This is a genomic window from Liquorilactobacillus vini DSM 20605, assembly GCF_000255495.1.
Lineage (GTDB): Bacteria > Bacillota > Bacilli > Lactobacillales > Lactobacillaceae > Liquorilactobacillus > Liquorilactobacillus vini.
Genome location: NZ_AHYZ01000130.1, coordinates 1 through 17,757, shown reverse-complemented (window position 1 = coordinate 17,757; position 17,757 = coordinate 1). Strand labels below are relative to the sequence as shown.

The 17,757-nt window shown below is 38.0% G+C and carries 14 protein-coding genes, 1 other RNA gene and 1 other annotated feature (1 of these 16 only partly in view); of the genes, 10 read left to right on the top strand and 5 right to left on the bottom strand.

Annotated features, from left to right (window positions below; genetic code table 11):
* Positions 1-14 (bottom strand) — a binding site (T-box leader); it reaches 192 nt to the left of the window's first position.
* 40 nt (positions 15-54) lie between these two features.
* The 3 genes from thiI to ezrA form a co-directional block, all read right to left on the bottom strand.
* On the bottom strand, positions 55-1,272 hold the full coding sequence (thiI, locus tag ON15_RS07440) for a tRNA uracil 4-sulfurtransferase ThiI (RefSeq protein WP_010580864.1): 1,218 nt from the start codon (positions 1,270-1,272) through the stop codon (positions 55-57).
* Positions 1,273-1,282: 10 nt separating this feature from the next.
* Positions 1,283-2,431, bottom strand: a complete 1,149-nt coding sequence (locus ON15_RS07435; protein ID WP_010580863.1) for a cysteine desulfurase family protein — start codon at positions 2,429-2,431, stop codon at positions 1,283-1,285.
* Positions 2,432-2,606: 175 nt separating this feature from the next.
* Complete coding sequence (ezrA, locus tag ON15_RS07430) at positions 2,607-4,319, bottom strand: septation ring formation regulator EzrA (RefSeq protein WP_010580862.1); 1,713 nt, start codon at positions 4,317-4,319, stop codon at positions 2,607-2,609.
* Between the two features lie 139 nt (positions 4,320-4,458).
* Between ezrA and ON15_RS07425 the strand changes: the two genes are divergently transcribed.
* From ON15_RS07425 to ON15_RS07415, 3 genes are all read left to right on the top strand, one after another.
* The gene (locus ON15_RS07425) at positions 4,459-4,917 is read left to right on the top strand and encodes a GAF domain-containing protein (RefSeq protein WP_010580861.1); all 459 of its coding nucleotides are present in this window, start codon (positions 4,459-4,461) and stop codon (positions 4,915-4,917) included.
* 210 nt (positions 4,918-5,127) lie between these two features.
* Positions 5,128-5,736, top strand: a complete 609-nt coding sequence (gene rpsD / locus ON15_RS07420; protein ID WP_010580860.1) for a 30S ribosomal protein S4 — start codon at positions 5,128-5,130, stop codon at positions 5,734-5,736.
* A 91-nt stretch (positions 5,737-5,827) separates the two neighbouring features.
* A complete protein-coding gene (locus ON15_RS07415) occupies positions 5,828-6,688 on the top strand; it encodes a methylenetetrahydrofolate reductase (RefSeq protein WP_010580859.1) in 861 nt (286 codons plus the stop codon).
* Between the two features lie 73 nt (positions 6,689-6,761).
* Here the strand turns inward: ON15_RS07415 and ON15_RS07410 are convergent, their stop codons facing one another.
* Positions 6,762-8,822, bottom strand: a complete 2,061-nt coding sequence (locus ON15_RS07410) for a bifunctional glutamate--cysteine ligase/glutathione synthetase (protein WP_010580858.1) — start codon at positions 8,820-8,822, stop codon at positions 6,762-6,764.
* Between the two features lie 264 nt (positions 8,823-9,086).
* On the opposite strand from ON15_RS07410, the gene ON15_RS07405 reads away from it, so the two are divergent.
* From ON15_RS07405 to ON15_RS07395, 4 genes are all read left to right on the top strand, one after another.
* Positions 9,087-10,406 carry a replication-associated recombination protein A gene (locus tag ON15_RS07405; protein ID WP_010580857.1) on the top strand — a complete coding sequence of 440 codons (1,320 nt, stop codon included), beginning with the start codon at positions 9,087-9,089 and terminating at the stop codon, positions 10,404-10,406.
* Between the two features lie 10 nt (positions 10,407-10,416).
* Positions 10,417-10,605, top strand: a non-coding RNA gene (ssrS, locus tag ON15_RS11480) — 6S RNA.
* 69 nt (positions 10,606-10,674) lie between these two features.
* Positions 10,675-10,971, top strand: a complete 297-nt coding sequence (locus tag ON15_RS07400; protein WP_010580856.1) for a hypothetical protein — start codon at positions 10,675-10,677, stop codon at positions 10,969-10,971.
* Positions 10,972-11,039: 68 nt separating this feature from the next.
* Positions 11,040-11,528 (top strand): universal stress protein, encoded by a 489-nt coding sequence (locus ON15_RS07395; RefSeq protein WP_010580855.1) that lies wholly within the window; start codon positions 11,040-11,042, stop codon positions 11,526-11,528.
* 123 nt (positions 11,529-11,651) lie between these two features.
* Here ON15_RS07395 and ON15_RS07390 read toward each other — a convergent pair whose 3' ends face one another.
* A complete protein-coding gene (locus ON15_RS07390; protein WP_010580854.1) occupies positions 11,652-12,794 on the bottom strand; it encodes a D-alanine--D-alanine ligase family protein in 1,143 nt (380 codons plus the stop codon).
* 242 nt (positions 12,795-13,036) lie between these two features.
* Here ON15_RS07390 and ON15_RS07385 point away from each other — a divergent pair, with 242 nt between their 5' ends.
* From ON15_RS07385 to ON15_RS07375, 3 genes are read left to right on the top strand one after another with little or no spacing between them, the layout of a single operon-like run.
* Positions 13,037-14,545 carry a hypothetical protein gene (locus ON15_RS07385; RefSeq protein WP_010580853.1) on the top strand — a complete coding sequence of 503 codons (1,509 nt, stop codon included), beginning with the start codon at positions 13,037-13,039 and terminating at the stop codon, positions 14,543-14,545.
* Positions 14,542-16,704, top strand: coding sequence for an RNA degradosome polyphosphate kinase (locus ON15_RS07380; RefSeq protein WP_010580852.1), 2,163 nt, complete (start codon positions 14,542-14,544; stop codon positions 16,702-16,704). The genes ON15_RS07385 and ON15_RS07380 overlap by 4 nt, the downstream gene beginning before the upstream one ends.
* 2 nt (positions 16,705-16,706) lie before the next feature.
* Positions 16,707-17,666 carry a Ppx/GppA family phosphatase gene (locus ON15_RS07375; RefSeq protein ID WP_010580851.1) on the top strand — a complete coding sequence of 320 codons (960 nt, stop codon included), beginning with the start codon at positions 16,707-16,709 and terminating at the stop codon, positions 17,664-17,666.
* The last annotated feature ends 91 nt before the right edge of the window (positions 17,667-17,757 follow it).

Below are 17,757 nucleotides of genomic sequence, written 5' to 3'. Positions count from 1 at the left end.
ATCATTGCCTTTAAACGTAATCATAGCCTGAAACGCCCAGCTCGTCAAGCTATTTTACAATAATTGACTGAAACTCGGATCTTCTTCAGCCAAAAAGGTCTCGCCAACTTTAATTTCACTGATTTTAATACCTGCCAGCGCCCGCTCAAGCAAGCCATTAACATCTAAATGGCTTTCATACTGCCGAGTTCGATCCAATCGCGGTTTAGTTTTAGGTGCTGGTGGAGCAAAAATTGTACAGCAATCTTCAAACGGCATGATCGACAAATCAAAAGTACCAATTTTTTGGGCAATATCAATAATTTCATTTTTATCTAAAGAAACGACTGGTCGCAAAACTGGCAAATTGGTTACGTCATTGATTGCAACCATGCTTTCAAGAGTCTGCGAAGCAACCTGACCAATCGATTCACCATTAAAGATTGCCAAATTCTGGCGTTTCTGTGCAACTAATGCTGCCAAACGCAACATAAAGCGCCGTTGCACGGTCATTAAATAACCTTCAGGCACGTCATGTTTGACTGTTTCTTGGATCTCGGTAAATGGTACCTCAATAAATTTGATACTACCACTAAAGACAGCCAGTTTAGCCGTCAATTCTTTTGCCTTGTTCAACGCTTGCTGACTAGTATACGGCGGACTGAAAAAATGGATCATTTCCAAATCGACACCGCGTTTCATAGCCAAATAGCCAGCAACCGGTGAATCAATCCCACCAGAAATCATTAATAAACCCTTGCCAGCCGTGCCAACCGGCAAACCACCAGCCCCCTCAATTTTCTGACTTGAAAGAAAAATTCCGTTTTTTCTGATTTCAACTCGCAAAATCAAATCAGGTTCTTTCATTTTAACTTTGATTCCAGGAAAACTATCCAAAATTACGCCACCTAAAAGATCGTTCATTTGATTAGTATCGTATTGGAAATCATGATCTGAACGGCGAGTATTGATCTTAAAAGTCATTCCTGGTTTAAATTGTTCCTTGACCATTGCAATGGCTGTTTCTTTGACGGCCTTTAAATCACGTTCAACTCTGATCGAAGGCGAAAAATTTTGAATTCCAAAAACTTTTTGCAAACGTTCGATCACTGGCTTAGCAGCCGTGCCATGCAGCTGAACATGCATCCGATCACGATGAGCTTTGACGATAACCGCTGGAAAATCATGCAAAATTGACCGCGTATTATAAGCCAAACGGTCAATGAAACTCCGGCGATTTTTTCCTTTGGTCGATAGTTCTCCATAACGAACCATGATTTCAGTATATTCCACAATGTACCTCCTAAGAATTGATTTTGGCAAACCGCTGATAAAGCTGGTCGAAAACTTCCATAAATTGTTTAGCTTGTTCCAAGGTATTATTTTCATCAAGACTGACCCGAACAGCAGAAGTCGCAACTTTTTCTGGAATTTTCATGGCATTCAAAGTCCCAGAGATCACGTGTTTTTTCGATGAGCAAGCACTAGTCGTTGAAATATAGATCTGGTGTTCTTCAAAAGCATGAACAATCGTTTCTCCACGTACTCCATCAATTGTAAAACACAAAATATGCGGAGCAAAATTTGGCCCTAATTGAGTAAACATCGTAACTTTCGAATATTTAATTAAATGTTCATATAAATATTGCTTAATAGCTGCTTGCTGCTTAACTTTAGCAGCTTCATTGTTGAGTAATAAGCGCAAAGCTTTGGCCATGGCTGCAATTGCTGGTAAATTTTCGGTACCACTGCGAAGATCCTTTTCTTGACCACCACCACTCATTAATGAAGCAATTTTGCGGCCGCGCCGTTTATACATGATGCCAATTCCACGGGGAGCATGAAATTTGTGACCAGAAAAAGTCACAAAATCGACGCGCTCATTCATAATCAATTGTTGAATTCCCTTGCCAATTCCTTGAACAGCATCAATGTGATAATGAATCTTTGGATATGCTTGCAAGATCTTAGCAATTTCCAAATGAGGTTGAATTGAACCAATTTCATTATTGACTGCCATAATTGAAACCAAGATCGTATCTGGCCGAATTGCTGCCGCAACATCAGCAGGATCAACCTGCCCAGCTTTATCAACCGGCAAATAGGTAACTTCAAAGCCAAGTTTTTCTAGTTGCGCCATCGAATTTAAAACGGCCGGATGTTCAATACTTGAAGTAATAATATGTTTACCATAAATATGCTTTTCAATGGCTGTCCCCTTAACGACCCAATTATCTCCTTCAGTGCCGCCACTCGTGAAGAAGATTTCATCGGCAGCAACTCCCAGTAGATTTGCTATTTGTTGTCGCGACTGTTCAAGCAGTCCAAAGGCTTTTTCGCCAAGAGCATGCAAAGACGAGGGATTACCCCAAATCTGTTGTGAAACCTGATCATAGGTTGCTAAAACAGCAGCCGAGACTTTGGTTGTTGCACTGTTATCAAAATAAATCATTTTATAAATTCCACCGTCCTTTAATTCTAATCAACTGCAATCTAATATAGCACACTTAAATGCTTTAGGAAAAAGCTGCGAAAATTATTTTCAGTTTTAGCCTTCATTAGTAAAATTAATCTCAAAAAAAACAGCCTATCGCTGCTTCTTAATTCTAAAATTAAAAATCTTAGCTTCAATGTTCTTTAACCGGATTTTGTGCATAGTACTGATTTTCTAATTTTTTATAAGCACCTGGTTCAACTCGATCAACCGCAGTGGCAATTTTTTCTAAACTGGCAGCATAATCAAACTTTTGATTAAAAAGCTGATCAGCTTGATTAGCAGCTTGAGCAACTTCAGGATAACGGATCTTATAACGATTAGCATACTGAAGCAGCACTTCCGCTAAAGCCGCACTATCAGAAATATCATTAGTCTTTTCAGTCAATTTGTCAAGATCCGCTTGAATATCTAACAAACTTTTGTTAATTTGATCCAGATCAATCTTAATCTGATTTAAGTCATTCAACAACTGTTCGATCTCATCACTAACGGTCAAGAAGAAATCAAGATACGTTTTAGGTAACCCCGGTAAGTTCTGTTTAGCAAGTTTTCGGTGCAGCTGATGAATTTCAAGATCGAACGTTTGAGCTGCTTGGCGTGCTTCTTGTTCTTCATGCCACAATCCTTGAATACTTTGATTAATTTCTGACTGTTTTTTCTCAATCTGTTGCAGACTAGCGATCTGCGTTTCCTGTTGTAACCAAACCTCTGAATAAACTGGCAACCCTTCACGAATTTGTTGCGAGGTTACTGAAAATTCGTTTTCAATTTTTTTAAGGTCTGTTCCTAAATGACGGCCAGCTTCCATCTCATGATGATTAAAAGAATAATTTTGGCTCAAGCGATCAAGCTCGATCATTAATTCATGCTGCTGCTGACGAGCATGCTGAATGAATTGACTCAGCTGCTGACGTGTCTTTTCCACCTGACGCCGTGCTTTGAACTCTTGCTCTAATTGATCATATAATTGGTCAATTTTCCCAGTAATCTCTTGATCGCGTTTAGTTGCAACCGAAACCTGCAAATCTTTTAAGTCAACCAAATTTTCCCCAATTTGAGCCTGAATCTCCTTAACTTTAACGGCTAAATCTTCTTTAAAACCATACTTTTGAGCTGTTAACTGTTGAAAGCTGCTCAAAATTTCTGCTAATTGGTCGGGATAAACATTCTTTTGACTTCGATACAATTTAGGTATTTGTTTTAATTGATTATCTAAAACATCCGTGTCTTTTTCTAAATGATTCAAGACTTGATCAGCTTGAATGTAATCACCCTGCTGCGCAAAATTAGCGTATTGATCAAAAGTATTCTCCAAATTTCCTAGATTTTCTTCTAATTTATCAATACTTGGTCCGTATGAAAAATTCTTAGCTAATAGCTTCTTTCGCAAATCTTGATACCGTTGTTCGAGTTCGTGTAGCTTTTGCCGATGAAGCTGATTGCTTTTCTTTAGTCCTGTAATTTCCGCCCGCGTCTTGTTTTCTAGTTTGGCGGCAGCCTGTGTTTTAAGCGTAATCACTTTTAATTCACGATAAACCTGAATAAAATGATATTGTTTGCAAACATCCTGCAATTCTAGTAATCTTTCTGAAATTTCTGGTAACCGATGATTGACCGAATAAAGATAACTTTGACGGGTCTCTTCAAATTGCTGACGAGTTTGACCGGATAAATGAATTTCTTTCATATTTGCAAGTTCATCATTAAGAGATGACTCAATGAATGAACTGATCTGTGCTTGCTGTTTTGAAATTTCATGAAGATATTTACGTTGCAAATAGAAAAAAGTAGCATAGCCAATCACTGCCACAATCACAATTACACTTAAAATCGGTGTTATCATCCGATCCACACTCCTATAAAGCCCTTATTTATTAATTGCTTGATTTATCGCGCCAATAAAGTTAAAATCTAATTTCAATTATAACATAAGAAAACGCTAAGATACACGAATAACCTAAAGGAGAATTGGGGCTTAATTCATGGGAGAAAATAATTTATTACTAAAACAATTAAGATCTTTAACACAAGGTGAAACAAATTTGACGGCTAATTTAGCCAATATCAGTGCATTTTTATATGATCAGTTGCCAGATTTAAGCTGGAGTGGATTTTATTTGTTCGATTCAGCTGAGCAAATGTTGATTTTAGGGCCTTTTCAAGGTAAGCCAGCTTGCACTCGAATTGGTATTGGCAAAGGCGTTTGTGGACAAGCCTTCCAAACAAAACAAACGCTTATCGTTGAAAACGTCCACCTTTTTCCTGGTCACATTGCCTGCGACACCGCTACAAATGCTGAAATCGTGGTTCCGCTAATTTCAAGTCAAGGAGCAAGCATCGGGGTCCTTGATCTTGATTCACGCAAGTTTGGACGCTTTAAAGCTAAAGATCAGCAATTCTTTGAACAAGTCGCACAAATTGTTGAAAATTGTTGGAATTAATATTTGACGTTAGGAATTAAATTTAGTATGATTAAATTTGTGTAAAATAATGCAGCAGTCTGCGGTAAGCTCGTCAACATTTTGTTGCCTAACATATGGTTCAATTAGTACCTCTTCGGCTGCAAGAGTGAAAATTGCAAAAGAAAATGCACGAATACTAAGCAGATATTCGCTTATTTTACTCCAAAAAAATTTATTGGAGGATTTTTTATGTCTCGTTATACAGGTCCAAGTTGGAAAGTCTCACGTCGTTTAGGTATCTCTTTAAGTGGTACCGGAAAAGAATTATCACGCCGGCCATATGCTCCGGGTGATCACGGTCAAAACAATCGCCGCAAATTATCTGAATATGGCTTGCAATTGCGTGAAAAACAAAAGCTGCGTTTAATGTATGGTTTGTCAGAACGTCAATTTGCTAATTTATTCGTTCGGGCTGGCAAGATTCGAGAAGGTCGTCATGGTGATAACTTTATGGTCTTGTTGGAACGCCGATTAGATAATATAGTTTACCGGCTTGGTTTGGCAACAACTCGGCGCCAAGCTCGCCAGTTAGTTAACCATGGTCATATAACCGTTAATGGCAAACGAGTTGATATTCCTTCTTTTGAAGTTGCTGTTGGCGATGTAATTTCCTTGCGTGAACGTTCTAAAGAATTACAAGTTGTTAAAGATGCTTTGGAAGCGGCAGTTGGCCGCCCACAATATCTGACATTTGATGACAATAAACTTGAAGGTACATTGACTCGTCTGCCTCAACGTGATGAACTTGAAGCCGATATCGATGAAGCCCTGATCGTTGAATACTACAACAAACTTTAATTCGTCAAAAAAACAGGCTGCTTGCTAGCCTGTTTTTTGATAACATTAATTTGTTAATCAGTTAACCGCTAAGTTTAAAGGAATGATAGCCATGCAACAAAATCCGCCAAGTTTATCATTTGAAGTCTTCCCACCTAAAAACTTAATTGCTAATCACCCGGCTTTTCAACAATTACTGCAACAACTTGCTGATTTCAATCCAGCTTTTATTAGTGTTGCTAATAGCAATCACTGGCTTAATTTTAAGACGTCTACTTTAGCAATTGCTGATACTATTCAAACCGATTTTCAACTACCAGCGATGATTCACCTGACTGCTCGCTATCTTTCTCAAGCACAAGTCTTACAACTTTTACCGGAATTAAAAGCCAATAAAGTCAAAAATATTTTAGTAGTCCGTGGCGATGCAACACCAGGATTGGCTGACCAAGGCGATTTCAACCATGCTAGCGATTTAATTAAATTCATCAAGAAACATGATCACAGCTTTCAAATCTTTGCTGCTTGCTATCCCGAAAAACATCCAGAAGCCCAAAGTTTAGCAACAGATATTGCTCATTTAAGGCAAAAAGTCGCCGCTGGCTGTGATTTTTTAATTAGCCAAACTTTTTTTTCGAATGAACTGTTTTACAATTTCCAGACGGCCTGCAGTCAAGCTGGCATCAAAATTCCAATTCTAGCTGGGATTATGCTGCTGGACAATCGTCAACAAATTATCCGCTTTTTGCAAAAGAGCAACTTAACTTTACCGCCAAAACTCCAAGCAATCCTGGCAACTTTTCGAGTAAATTCTGCTGGCTTCAAGCAAGCCGGTGTTCAATTCACAATTGACCAAATCAATGACTTACTTGACCACCAAGTTGCTGGGATCCATCTTTACACACTCAATCATTCAAAAATAACACGGCGAGTTTGTCAGGCAATCCACGCAAGATTCCTTAAATCAAAGTAATTCATTGTTAACTTAAGTTATCAAAATTTAAAAGAGTGAACAAAATAAATTTGTTCACTCTTTTAATTATTTTTTACTTGCAAACAATTGCTCTAAAAATTAACTTTCCCAGCGGGCGAGCTGGACCAAGCTTGACCTGCTGCAGCAAACTTAAATCAACAGTTTGATGAGCTGACAAAAAATAAAATTGATCAGCAGCTTGTGGTTTAAAGGGACGATAAATATTGGGAATGATGACATCCAGTACCCCACTTTTCATGCCTAACGTTACCGCTAATCGTTTGATAGCAGCTAAATACGATCGATCAACTTCTCGACTGACTTCCAAATACTCTTCACCAGTTTGGCTGCTGCTGTCATAACGCAATAATAACTGAGCACCTCTTGGCAAAATGTCAGTTAACTGATATCCTTGATCGCGAATCGTTTGCTGCTGTAACTTAGCAAATGGAAATGTCCGTTGCTGCTGTTTAAAAAGCAATTGTTTACGTTCAATCAATTGTTCCAATGTTGAACGTCCATCACCCACGATTTGTTGCGGTAAACGTTCAACAATCGTGATTGGCTTTTGCGCAACTAACAAAAATCGATAACAACTACCAGCTTGCAGCTGCTGCAGCAAGCAAGTCCGATCTTGCTGCAAAATCTTTTTGACAAAAGACCACAGCAACTCTTTTCGAAGCGGCAAACGAAAAGCTAAGGCTGAGCGCTGATATCTGCCTTTGATTGCTAAAGCCAAATCAGCAAACTGTGGATAAAGTCGTTCAAAATCTGCTTGATTTTTGATCTGCCATTGCATGGGAACCTGAAAACCAGCTGAAGCGGCCAACTGACTGGCAAGCATACGATCATGCCAGCAGCGCTGAGTTAAGTTGCCGGCTGTATCAACTAAAAAGCCGTCGCCGATCAACTGGCCTTCAATTCTAATCAAATGTTCGGTTGCAGACAAGATCTGATAGCTTTTACCTTCAGCCAAAGCTGCTGCCAAAACTTCCAGCGAATTACCATCAACCAATTCACGCTGCTGCCAACTGGCAGTTAGTTTCCCAAGTGATTTTTGAGCCAGTTGCCAAGTCTTAGCTTCGGTTTTAGAGCTCAGGCGCAACAGCCGACCGCTTTTGGTTTGAGTTCCATCTTTAAACATTTGCCGCCAGGTTTGACATTCAGCTAACAGCTGATCGGCAGTGGTAAATTTAGCCATTTTAATCAGCTCAGTCAACTGGTTCAACAGCTTAAGGGCTGTTTTTGTTTCAATGATCGCTGCAAAAGGATTAGCAGCTGCCTGCTGAGAAGTTCTTTGAAATGACTGCTTCAGTTGAAGCGTTAGCTGGTCGTTAACCAAACCTGGAGTTAACCAGAAATAAGCCGTCAGCAGCTGCAACAAATCTAAAATCGCACCGGTAATGCCAATCGGATTAAAGGGATCAAGCTCTAATGACTGCAGTTCGATTCCGCCAATTACTTTGCGGGGACCATTTTTAACTTTAAGCTCGACAATCAAAGGCCGAAATGGTATGTCTTGCCAATGTTGGTCTGTAAAATTCTGCAGCATAAATTGAAAATCTGCTGGCCACCCCTGAGCAAAATGGTATAGCCAAAAACTGCTTTTAACCATTTTCCCATCAGCTACAGACGTTGATCCAGTTAGATAAGGCAATAACCAAGCATGATTATTCAACTGTTGAATAATCTTTAAATAAACTTGTGCACGATAAGTCAAATAATCTAACCGCAAAGATTTAAATTTTTCTTGATAACTTTGCTGTAATAGGAATTCAGGCAATTGCCAACGCAACTTGATCCCCTGGTCGAACTGGCTGACAGTTGAGAAAGGATTCAAAAAAACCTGGCTGCCTAAATTCTTTTGCAGCAAAAGCGTAGTCAGCTTTAAGCGCTGCAAAACACCTCTTTTTGAAAGCCATCCCGGTGTCTTGAGTAAAACTCCCCCGTCAATTTTTTCGACTGGCTGTAAGTTCTCTCCTTTTGCTTGGGCTAAAAACTCCCCTAAATCTTCAGTTGATTGCAGTGGCTGCTTTTCAAGCTGGCGCTGTAACAAAATTTGCCAGCGTAGATTAGCAGTGGCAGCTAATAATTGATTTTTCTGTAGCCATGTTCCTAAATCATCAAATTGCATTCCAACAGCCTCCATTTATCAATCTCAAAACTATTATACCAAATTTATTTTGGCAAAAATCAAGATTACCTGACAAGTTGCAGTCTAATGCTATAATTAAACTGAGTTAATTTAGGGGTGAATCACTAAATGCTTACCAACTAACATCTAGTGAAAGTTCTATTATTTTAAACTAAATTATTAAAAAATTAGCAATTCTCTAGCTGATTTTCAGTTAAATCAACATACTCAAAAAACTAATTTAACCAATGAAGGAGCATAACTATGAATAAGCCACTTGCTTATCGAATGCGACCACGTTCAATTGATGAAGTAATCGGTCAACAGCATTTGGTCGGCCCGGGAAAAATTATTCGACGGATGGTCACTGCTAAAATGTTATCGTCAATGATTCTTTATGGACCGCCTGGTACCGGCAAAACCAGTATTGCTAGTGCCATTGCTGGTTCAACCAAATATGCTCTGCGAACGGTCAATGCCGCGACTGATTCAAAAAAAGACTTAGAGGCAGTCGCAGCCGAAGCCAAATTGAGTGGGACAGTAATCTTGCTGCTTGATGAAATCCATCGCTTAACGAAACCCAAGCAGGATTTTCTACTGCCACATTTAGAAAACGGGCGAATTATTTTAATTGGCGCCACGACAGAAAATCCTTACATTGCAATCAGCCCAGCTATCCGTAGTCGAACACAAATTTTCGAAGTCAAGCCATTGAATGAAGCTGAAATCAAATTGGCCATTGACCGGGCTTTGGCTGACAAAGAACGCGGCTTAGGCCAATCAAAAATTGAACTTGATCCCTCCGCTAAAAACTTTTTAGCTCAAGCAACTCATGGTGATCTAAGGAGCGTCTTGAATGCCTTAGAACTAGCTACCAAGTCCACGCCTACTAATCAGCAGGGCAAAATCTATTTAACTTTGCAAATTATTGAGGAGTGCTTACAGCATAAGGCTTTAGTCCAGGATAAAGATGGTGATGCACACTATGATGTGGTTTCAGCTTTTCAAAAGTCAATTCGTGGATCAGATACTGATGCTGCTTTGCATTACTTAGCCCGTTTGTTGGCTGCTGGCGATTTGATCAGTGCTAATCGCCGGTTGTTGACAATTGCTTACGAAGATATTGGCCTCGCAAATCCCAGTGCGGCTGCTCACACGGTTGCGGCAGTTACCGCTGCGGAAAAAATTGGTTTGCCTGAAGCTCGAATTCCACTGGCAGCCGCGGTTATTGAATTATGTTTATCACCGAAATCAAATGCAGCTATTTCAGCAATTGATCAGGCACTTACTGAGTTAAAGAAGGGCAATTATGGTGAAATTCCACCCTATTTAAAAGACGCCCATTATCAAGGAGCTAAGCAGTTAGGTCATGGCCTTGATTATAAATACCCGCATGATTTCGAGCATGACTGGGTAGCGCAACAGTATTTACCAAGTAAGTTAAAAAATCATTCATATTTTCGACCCAAGGGCAACAGTCGTTATGAGCTAGCTCTGAAGGAACGGTATCAACGCTTAAAAACTAGTCAGCAACAGCAACTTGCAGCACTTAAGAGCAAAATTGAAAAAAAAGATAATTCATGATAAAATTAATATAAATCTGGAATGTACGCGTTATCTCAACATGTAAGGTTGACCGAACACCTAACATTTTGGTTTCTGGAATAGTTTATTAATAACAGGCCTACCTTGATAGGAAGTTAGCGGTAAATCTACTAGATACCACCTGCTTTGACAGCGGGTTCAACTACAGAGATGATTAACGGCATTAAACGGATGCGGGCTGTAACGAAACTAATTGTTTTGTTGTCAGCCCTTTTGTTTAATAAAATCATAGTATGAAAGGCTGAACATGAATTCTTTAATTTATATTCTAACAATTATTTTAATTATTATTTTATTTATTCTGGGAGGTTATTTATTACGCCATCGAAAAATTAACCTTTTAACACAAAAAAAGGTCAATAATCAATATTCGATCAAACTTTTGAGCTGGATTGGCAGTCTTTTGATTATTTTAGCTGTCATAACTTTGGGAGTTTTGCTGGCCCAGGCAATGATCTTTCTAGTGGCAATGCTAATTATTGATGCTATCTTGGTCACACTGTTACCATTCATTATCCTAGTTTTCTTTCCAAAAAATAACTAGATTTTTAGTTTTGTAAATTTTGGCGAAATAACGTACAATAGAATTGGATAACAGAAAGGGTGATAATTATGCTACAACAATATAACAACATTTTAGTACCAATCGATGGTTCAAAAGAAGCCGAATTAGCTTTTAAAAAAGCCGTGGCAGTAACTCGCCGCAATGGTGATAGTGCTAAACTTCATTTGCTGCATGTTGTTGACACACGAGCTTTTCAAAATATTTCCAGCTTTGACACGGCAATGGTTGAACAGGTTACTGAAACTGCTAAAAAGACACTGGAAAAATATGTTGCAGAAGCTCAAAAAGCTGGTTTAAAAAACGTTGATTATTCAATCGAATATGGCGCTCCTAAAGTAATTATTGCTAAAGAAGTCCCGGCAGACAAAGATATTGACTTAATTATGATCGGGGCAACTGGGTTAAATGCTGTTGAACGTTTATTAATCGGTTCAGTTACTGAATACGTAACACGAACTGCAGCATGTGATGTTTTAGTAGTTAGGACTGACTTAGATAATAAACCCGTCCTAAATGAGAAAAAATCAAAGAAATAGTCATGAATTAGCTTAATTATTTCACTTAAAAAATCTTTAATTGACAAATAAATGGCCAGTTAACCAAAACCTGAGAGCAATTGATTAACTGGCCATATTTTTTAACTTTTTTTGGTGAAAAGACTAATCGTTAACTTTTTTGATTGAATTCGGCAGTTTTTCTTGACCTAACTCAACAAAATCATAATGCAATTTGGCATTGTCATTAAATTCTTCAATTGCTAATTTGATCAATTTATCAAGCAATTCACTATAACCAATGCCACTAACCTTCCACAATTGCGGATACAGCGAAATGTTCGTAAAGCCTGGTAAAGTATTAACTTCACCAAAATAAGGAACATCATTTTGATCGACTAAGAAATCCATTCGAGCTAAACCGCGATTATCCAAAACACGGAAAGCATCTAATGACATTTGAGTAATTTCAGCCGCCAACTTGTCCGGCAAATCAACTGGCAAATCAAAAACAACACCCGAAGCATCCACAAATTTATTATTATAATCATAGAACTTGTCACCAGCTGGCACTTCAATGCCACCAAGTTTAGAAGCTTTAGCCACCCGATTGCCCAAAACCGAGCACTCAATTTCCCGCGGATGATCAATAGCTTCTTCAATCATTACCTTATAATCATACTGGAATGCATCAGCAAGTGCCTGGTCAAAGTCAAGCTGATTGGCAACCTTATGAATACCAACCGATGATCCCTGCCGCGCAGGCTTAATAAATAAGATCTTACCTAATTTTTCACTGCAGCTTTGATAAGTAAATTCTGATTTGGTTTCAGGAGTTGCTACGACATATTTAGTATTCCGAATACCATGAAGGGTCAGCAACTGCTTAGTCAGATCTTTATCAAAAGAAACTCCCGAAGAAGTGATCCCACTGCCGACCCAAGGCTTATTTAATAATCTAAATAACCCTTGGACTGTTCCATCTTCACCCATATTGCCATGAATTACTGGTAAAAAGACATCAATATCTTTGACCTCAGAAATATTCTGAATATTAGCTAATGGATTAGAAAAATCAATTTTTGGCATAATTTCTGCTAATACTTGATCTTCCGGTTCCCCATTAAAAATTCGCATTGAGTCCTGATTACCTAACAAATAACCATTTTTGGCAAACATAAAAACTGAAACGTCGTATTTATTTTTATCTAAACCATCATAAACATTATGAGCAGATCTTTTTGAAACATCATGTTCAGATGAATTACCGCCAAAAAATAGCGCAATGTGCAATTTCTTTTTTTCCATTGTATATTCCATTCCTATCAAAATTTTCTTATTATACGGCTGGATTTATTATACTATAACAAATTACTTAATGTACAGTAAAATAGAATTTACCTTTTGCATCATACCATGAAACTAAGCTCTTTGTCAGTAATTAAGGTATATTTTATAAATTTACAAATTTTTTTCATTCCATCTTCCTTCCACATGTTAGAATTAATTTAAGGAGTTCTTTAATCAGCTAAGTTCATGAGGTGAGGTCAATGGCAAACAAGTTATTCGGTGTAATTTATTTAACACCTAAGCAAATCAAATTATCAATCATCGATTTAAAGACTTTAAAGTTGATTGAAAATGCCAATGGATATTTCTTTCAACCGACTGATGATCATTATCCGCAAAATGCTAGTTTGATTTCCGACAAACTAAAGGGATTTCAGCGCTTGCTAAAAGATTACGGCGTTAAAAATTATCGACTTTGGGGAAATCAGCAATCATTAGATGATGTAAGCGCGCGTTACTTAGGTGAACAAATTTTTGTCCGTAATAATATCCATGTTCATTGGTTAAATACCAGTCAACTAACTTATTACAAGGCAATCGGAATCATTACTCACATTGATAATTTTAAGCAATTAACTGATAACCAAACTTTTCTTTTAAGCTTAGGATCTGAAAAGGTTTCACTTTCCCAATTCAAATTAAAGAAATTCATTTCAACTTGGAATATTGATCTTGGCTCAGCTCATTTGGAAGATTTGGCTAGTATCATCGACTTGAATCCCAATGATCCAATTGAAGTTATCGATGACTATATCGGCAGTAAATTAGAGAACTTACGGCATAATCTTATGCGAAGCGATCAAGCAGCTAATTTGATCTTACAAGATGCCAGTGCTTTGAGCCACAAATTTATCTCCCCTGAAAAGGATACTGCTGTTTTGTCAATTGCTAAATTTCAACAATTGTATGATATGGTAATCCATTCCTCGGAACAATTTTTAATTGATTATTTTGACATTGACGAACACATTGTTAATCGACTAAAACCTTATTTTATCTTGATTGAAAAGATGACCCAGTTATTAGGCGTTAAAAAAATTATTTTAAGCAATATTACAGTTTCTGATGGCTTAGCAATTGAACAAGCCAAAAAAAATCGTTATTTGAAACAAGACTTAAATGAGATTATCATTACGTCAACTGAAAACATGGCTAATCGCTATTTGACGAGTCATTCACATCGAAAAGTTGTAACTGGTTTAGCGTTGCACATGTTTGACCAACTCAAACGGCTTCATCACTTAGGCAAACGCGAACGGTTACTGTTACAAATTGCTGCAACAGTTGATGATGTTGGAAATTATATCAATCAGCAAGGTCATTACCGACATTCAGCCTACATTCTGGAAGCCAACAAAATTATTGGCCTCTCTGATGAAGAAAATCAACTAATTGCTGAAGTTTCCCGTTATCATAGTAGCGAATCTCCAGCCATTGATGAACCGCATTTTCAACGTTTAGCACCAAATGTTCAGATGAAAGTTGCTAAACTTGCTGCTATTTTGCGTCTAGCGGATGCCTTAGATGATTCGCGGGAAGAAAAAATCCAAAAAATCTCAGTTTCTCTACAAACAGAACAACTAATTATCTATGCTTATGCCACGCAAAATATTTCCTTGGAAAAATGGTCTTTTAAAAATAAATCGACCCTTTTCACTGAAGTTTATGGAATCAAACCTGTTTTGAAGCAACGGAGGCGTTTAAATTGATTAAAAAATTTGATAAACATTCATATTTTAAAAATCGCGAACTCAGCTGGCTAGATTTTAATGGCCGAGTACTTGAAGAGGCCCGTGATCCAGAAAATCCATTATTAGAACGCGTAAATTTTTTAGGGATCACTCAAAGCAATGTCGATGAGTTTTTTATGGTCCGAGTAGCTTCGTTAAATAAGATGTATTCTGTTGGTATTAAAACAACTGACGCTTCAGGAATGACGCCCAAACAGCAAATTGATGCCATTAACTTACTAGAACAGCAGATGGTGGTCAAACGCTACAATACTTATAATCGCTCACTGCTGCCACAGCTAGAAAAAGAGAAGATCAAAATTGCTAAAATCAAAAATATCACTGATGAACAGCATCATTCCTTGCACCGCTATTTTAATGACGACCTCTATCCGGTCCTTACTCCACTGGCAGATGATTCATCGCGTCCATTTCCTTTTATCAGCAATAATTCATTAAACTTAGCTATCAGATTGCAAGAAAATAAAAATTCAAAAAATAAACCATTTGCAACGATTCGGATCCCTGAAACTTTTGGTCGCTTAATCAAGTTGCCACGTGAAGAGAATTGCTTTATTTTAGTTGAAGAAATTATCAAAGAGTTTATCGGAACCCTCTTTCCAGGTTTCCAAGTAATTGAATCGGCTACTTACCGGGTAATTCGCGATATGGACTTGGATGTAGCCGAAGAAGATACTTCTAACTTGTTGCGCGAAGTTCAAAAACAGTTAAAGAAGAGAGAGCATGGCAAAGTTATGCGCTTGGAAATTGAAGCCTCGATGAGTCACAATCTCAGTGATCGCCTGATTAAAAATCTTAACGTTGATCAAAGTGCGGTTTACCGGATCAATGGGCCGATTGATTTAACCTTTTTGAAAAAATTACCTGGTAAAGTTACCGGTCATGATGATTTACATTATCAGCCATTTCGAGCATTCGTTGATCCCCAATTAGCACCTGGGCAAAATATTTTTGCTGCTATTCGGCAACATGATTTTTTAATGCAGCATCCCTATGATTCATTTAGCTCAGTCGTTCATTTTATTGAACAAGCAGCTAGCGATCCAAGTGTCCTCGCCATCAAGATGACTCTCTATCGAGTTTCCGGTAATTCACCGATTATTAAGTATTTGGGTTTAGCAGCTCAAAAGGGTAAACAGGTTACCGTGTTAGTTGAAGTCAAAGCTCGCTTTGATGAGGAGAATAACGTTCGTTGGGCTAAGCAATTGGAAAAAATGGGCTGCCATGTAATTTATGGCCTAGTTGGCCTGAAAACTCATTGTAAAATGGCACTAGTTATTCGGAGAGAAGAAGATGGAATTCGGCGTTACTTACATTTAGGAACAGGCAATTATAATGATGTAACAGCTAATTTTTATACTGATATGGGAATCTTTACTGCCAATTTGGATATGGGAATCGATGCCTCAAATATTTTTAATATGCTGTCAGGCTATGCTAAACCACCTTATTTTCACAAACTGCATATTTCACCACATAAGATTCGTGAATTTATCTCTAGAAAAATCGATGATGAAATTAATTATGCTCAAAATGGTCAAACAGCTGAAATTCGGATGAAAATGAACTCACTTTCTGATCAAAAAATTATTGAAAAACTCTATCAAGCCTCGGCAGCTGGCGTCAAAATAAAATTGATTGTCCGGGGAATTTGCTGTCTAAAAAATGATCTGCCTGGAATCAGTGAAAACATTGAAGTTCACTCGATCGTTGGCCGCTTTTTAGAGCACAGTCGAATCTATTATTTCTACAATCAGGGTAATGAAGATGTCTATTTATCAAGCGCTGATATGATGACTCGTAATCTCGATCGCCGTGTTGAATTGCTTTTTCCAGCTCTGCAATCAGAAATCAAGGCTAAAATCATTTCAATTTTCAATTTAATGTGGCAAGATAATCTTAAAGCACGAGTTTTGCATGGTGATCAATTTGAACGAATCGACCGACGCGGACTGGAGCCTTTCAGTTCGCAGGAATACTTCGTCCAAGAGGCAATGAAAAAGAATCAAGTCCTGTTAGAAAGCCGGCAGCAAGCCAAAGCTAATTCTGTTTTCCAGCCAATGATGCATCATGATGATCCTCTGCAATTTCAAATCGATCCTAAGGAGGAAGAATAAAGATGGTCAATTTTGCAGTCATTGACTTAGGTTCAAATTCAATTCGACTAAAAATCTCGCAAATCAATCCAGATGGCAGTTTTATTGTTACCCATCAGTTAAAGGAAATGGTTCGCCTGTCAGAAAATATGGGTGAAGAAAAAGTTCTGCAACCTGAACCGATAGCTCGCACCATTAAAGCACTCGAAAGCTTTAAACAAGTTTACGAACAGCTTCCTGACCTGCATCTGGAAGCAATTGCTACCGCAGCTGTTCGCCAAGCCAAAAATCAAGCTGAATTTTTAAAACTGGTCAAGAAAAAAATTGGCGTGAAATTTGAAGTGATTTCTGGTAATCAAGAAGCTTATTTAGACTTTTTGGGGGTTTCAAAAACTTTAAAAATTGGTAAGAAGTGCCTAATTATGGACACAGGTGGTGCCAGTACTGAATTGATCTATGTAAAAAATCAAAAAATCCAAAATCTGATTAGTTTACCCTTTGGTTCGGTCACCGTTTCGCAAGAGTTTGCTTTGGGTAATCAAGTTTCTCCGGGCAATCTCTTTCGGGCAATGACTGATGTTGAACAAAAATTAACTGATATTGATTGGATACTTGATGCTCACAAATCAAACTTAGTTGCTCTGGGCGGCAGCAATCGAACTTTAGCCAAGATTGCTCGCCACAAGGAAAGTGAAAGTGATGAATTGCCAAGTCTCCATGGCTTTCAACTGTCAGGCAGCCAAGCAGTTGATATTTTTGCTAATTTAGTTAACCTTGATCGCCAACAGCGTGAAGACATCCCTGGCTTAGCTAAAGTTCGAGCTGATGTCATTGTCGGCGGCTTGATCCCTATTTCACTGTTGCTACGAGTTTTACATATCCCCAAAATCTTGTTTTCTAATTGTGGCTTGCGTGATGGTGCCCTTTTTAATTATCTAGCGGCAAATGATTATCCACCAAAAAAATTAAAAAATAACTATTAAACAGCCGTAAATTCAGGAATAATTTGGTTCTATAATATTTGGTACTGATAGAAATTTTTCTATCCTAGTACCAATTTTTGTTTTATGCTGA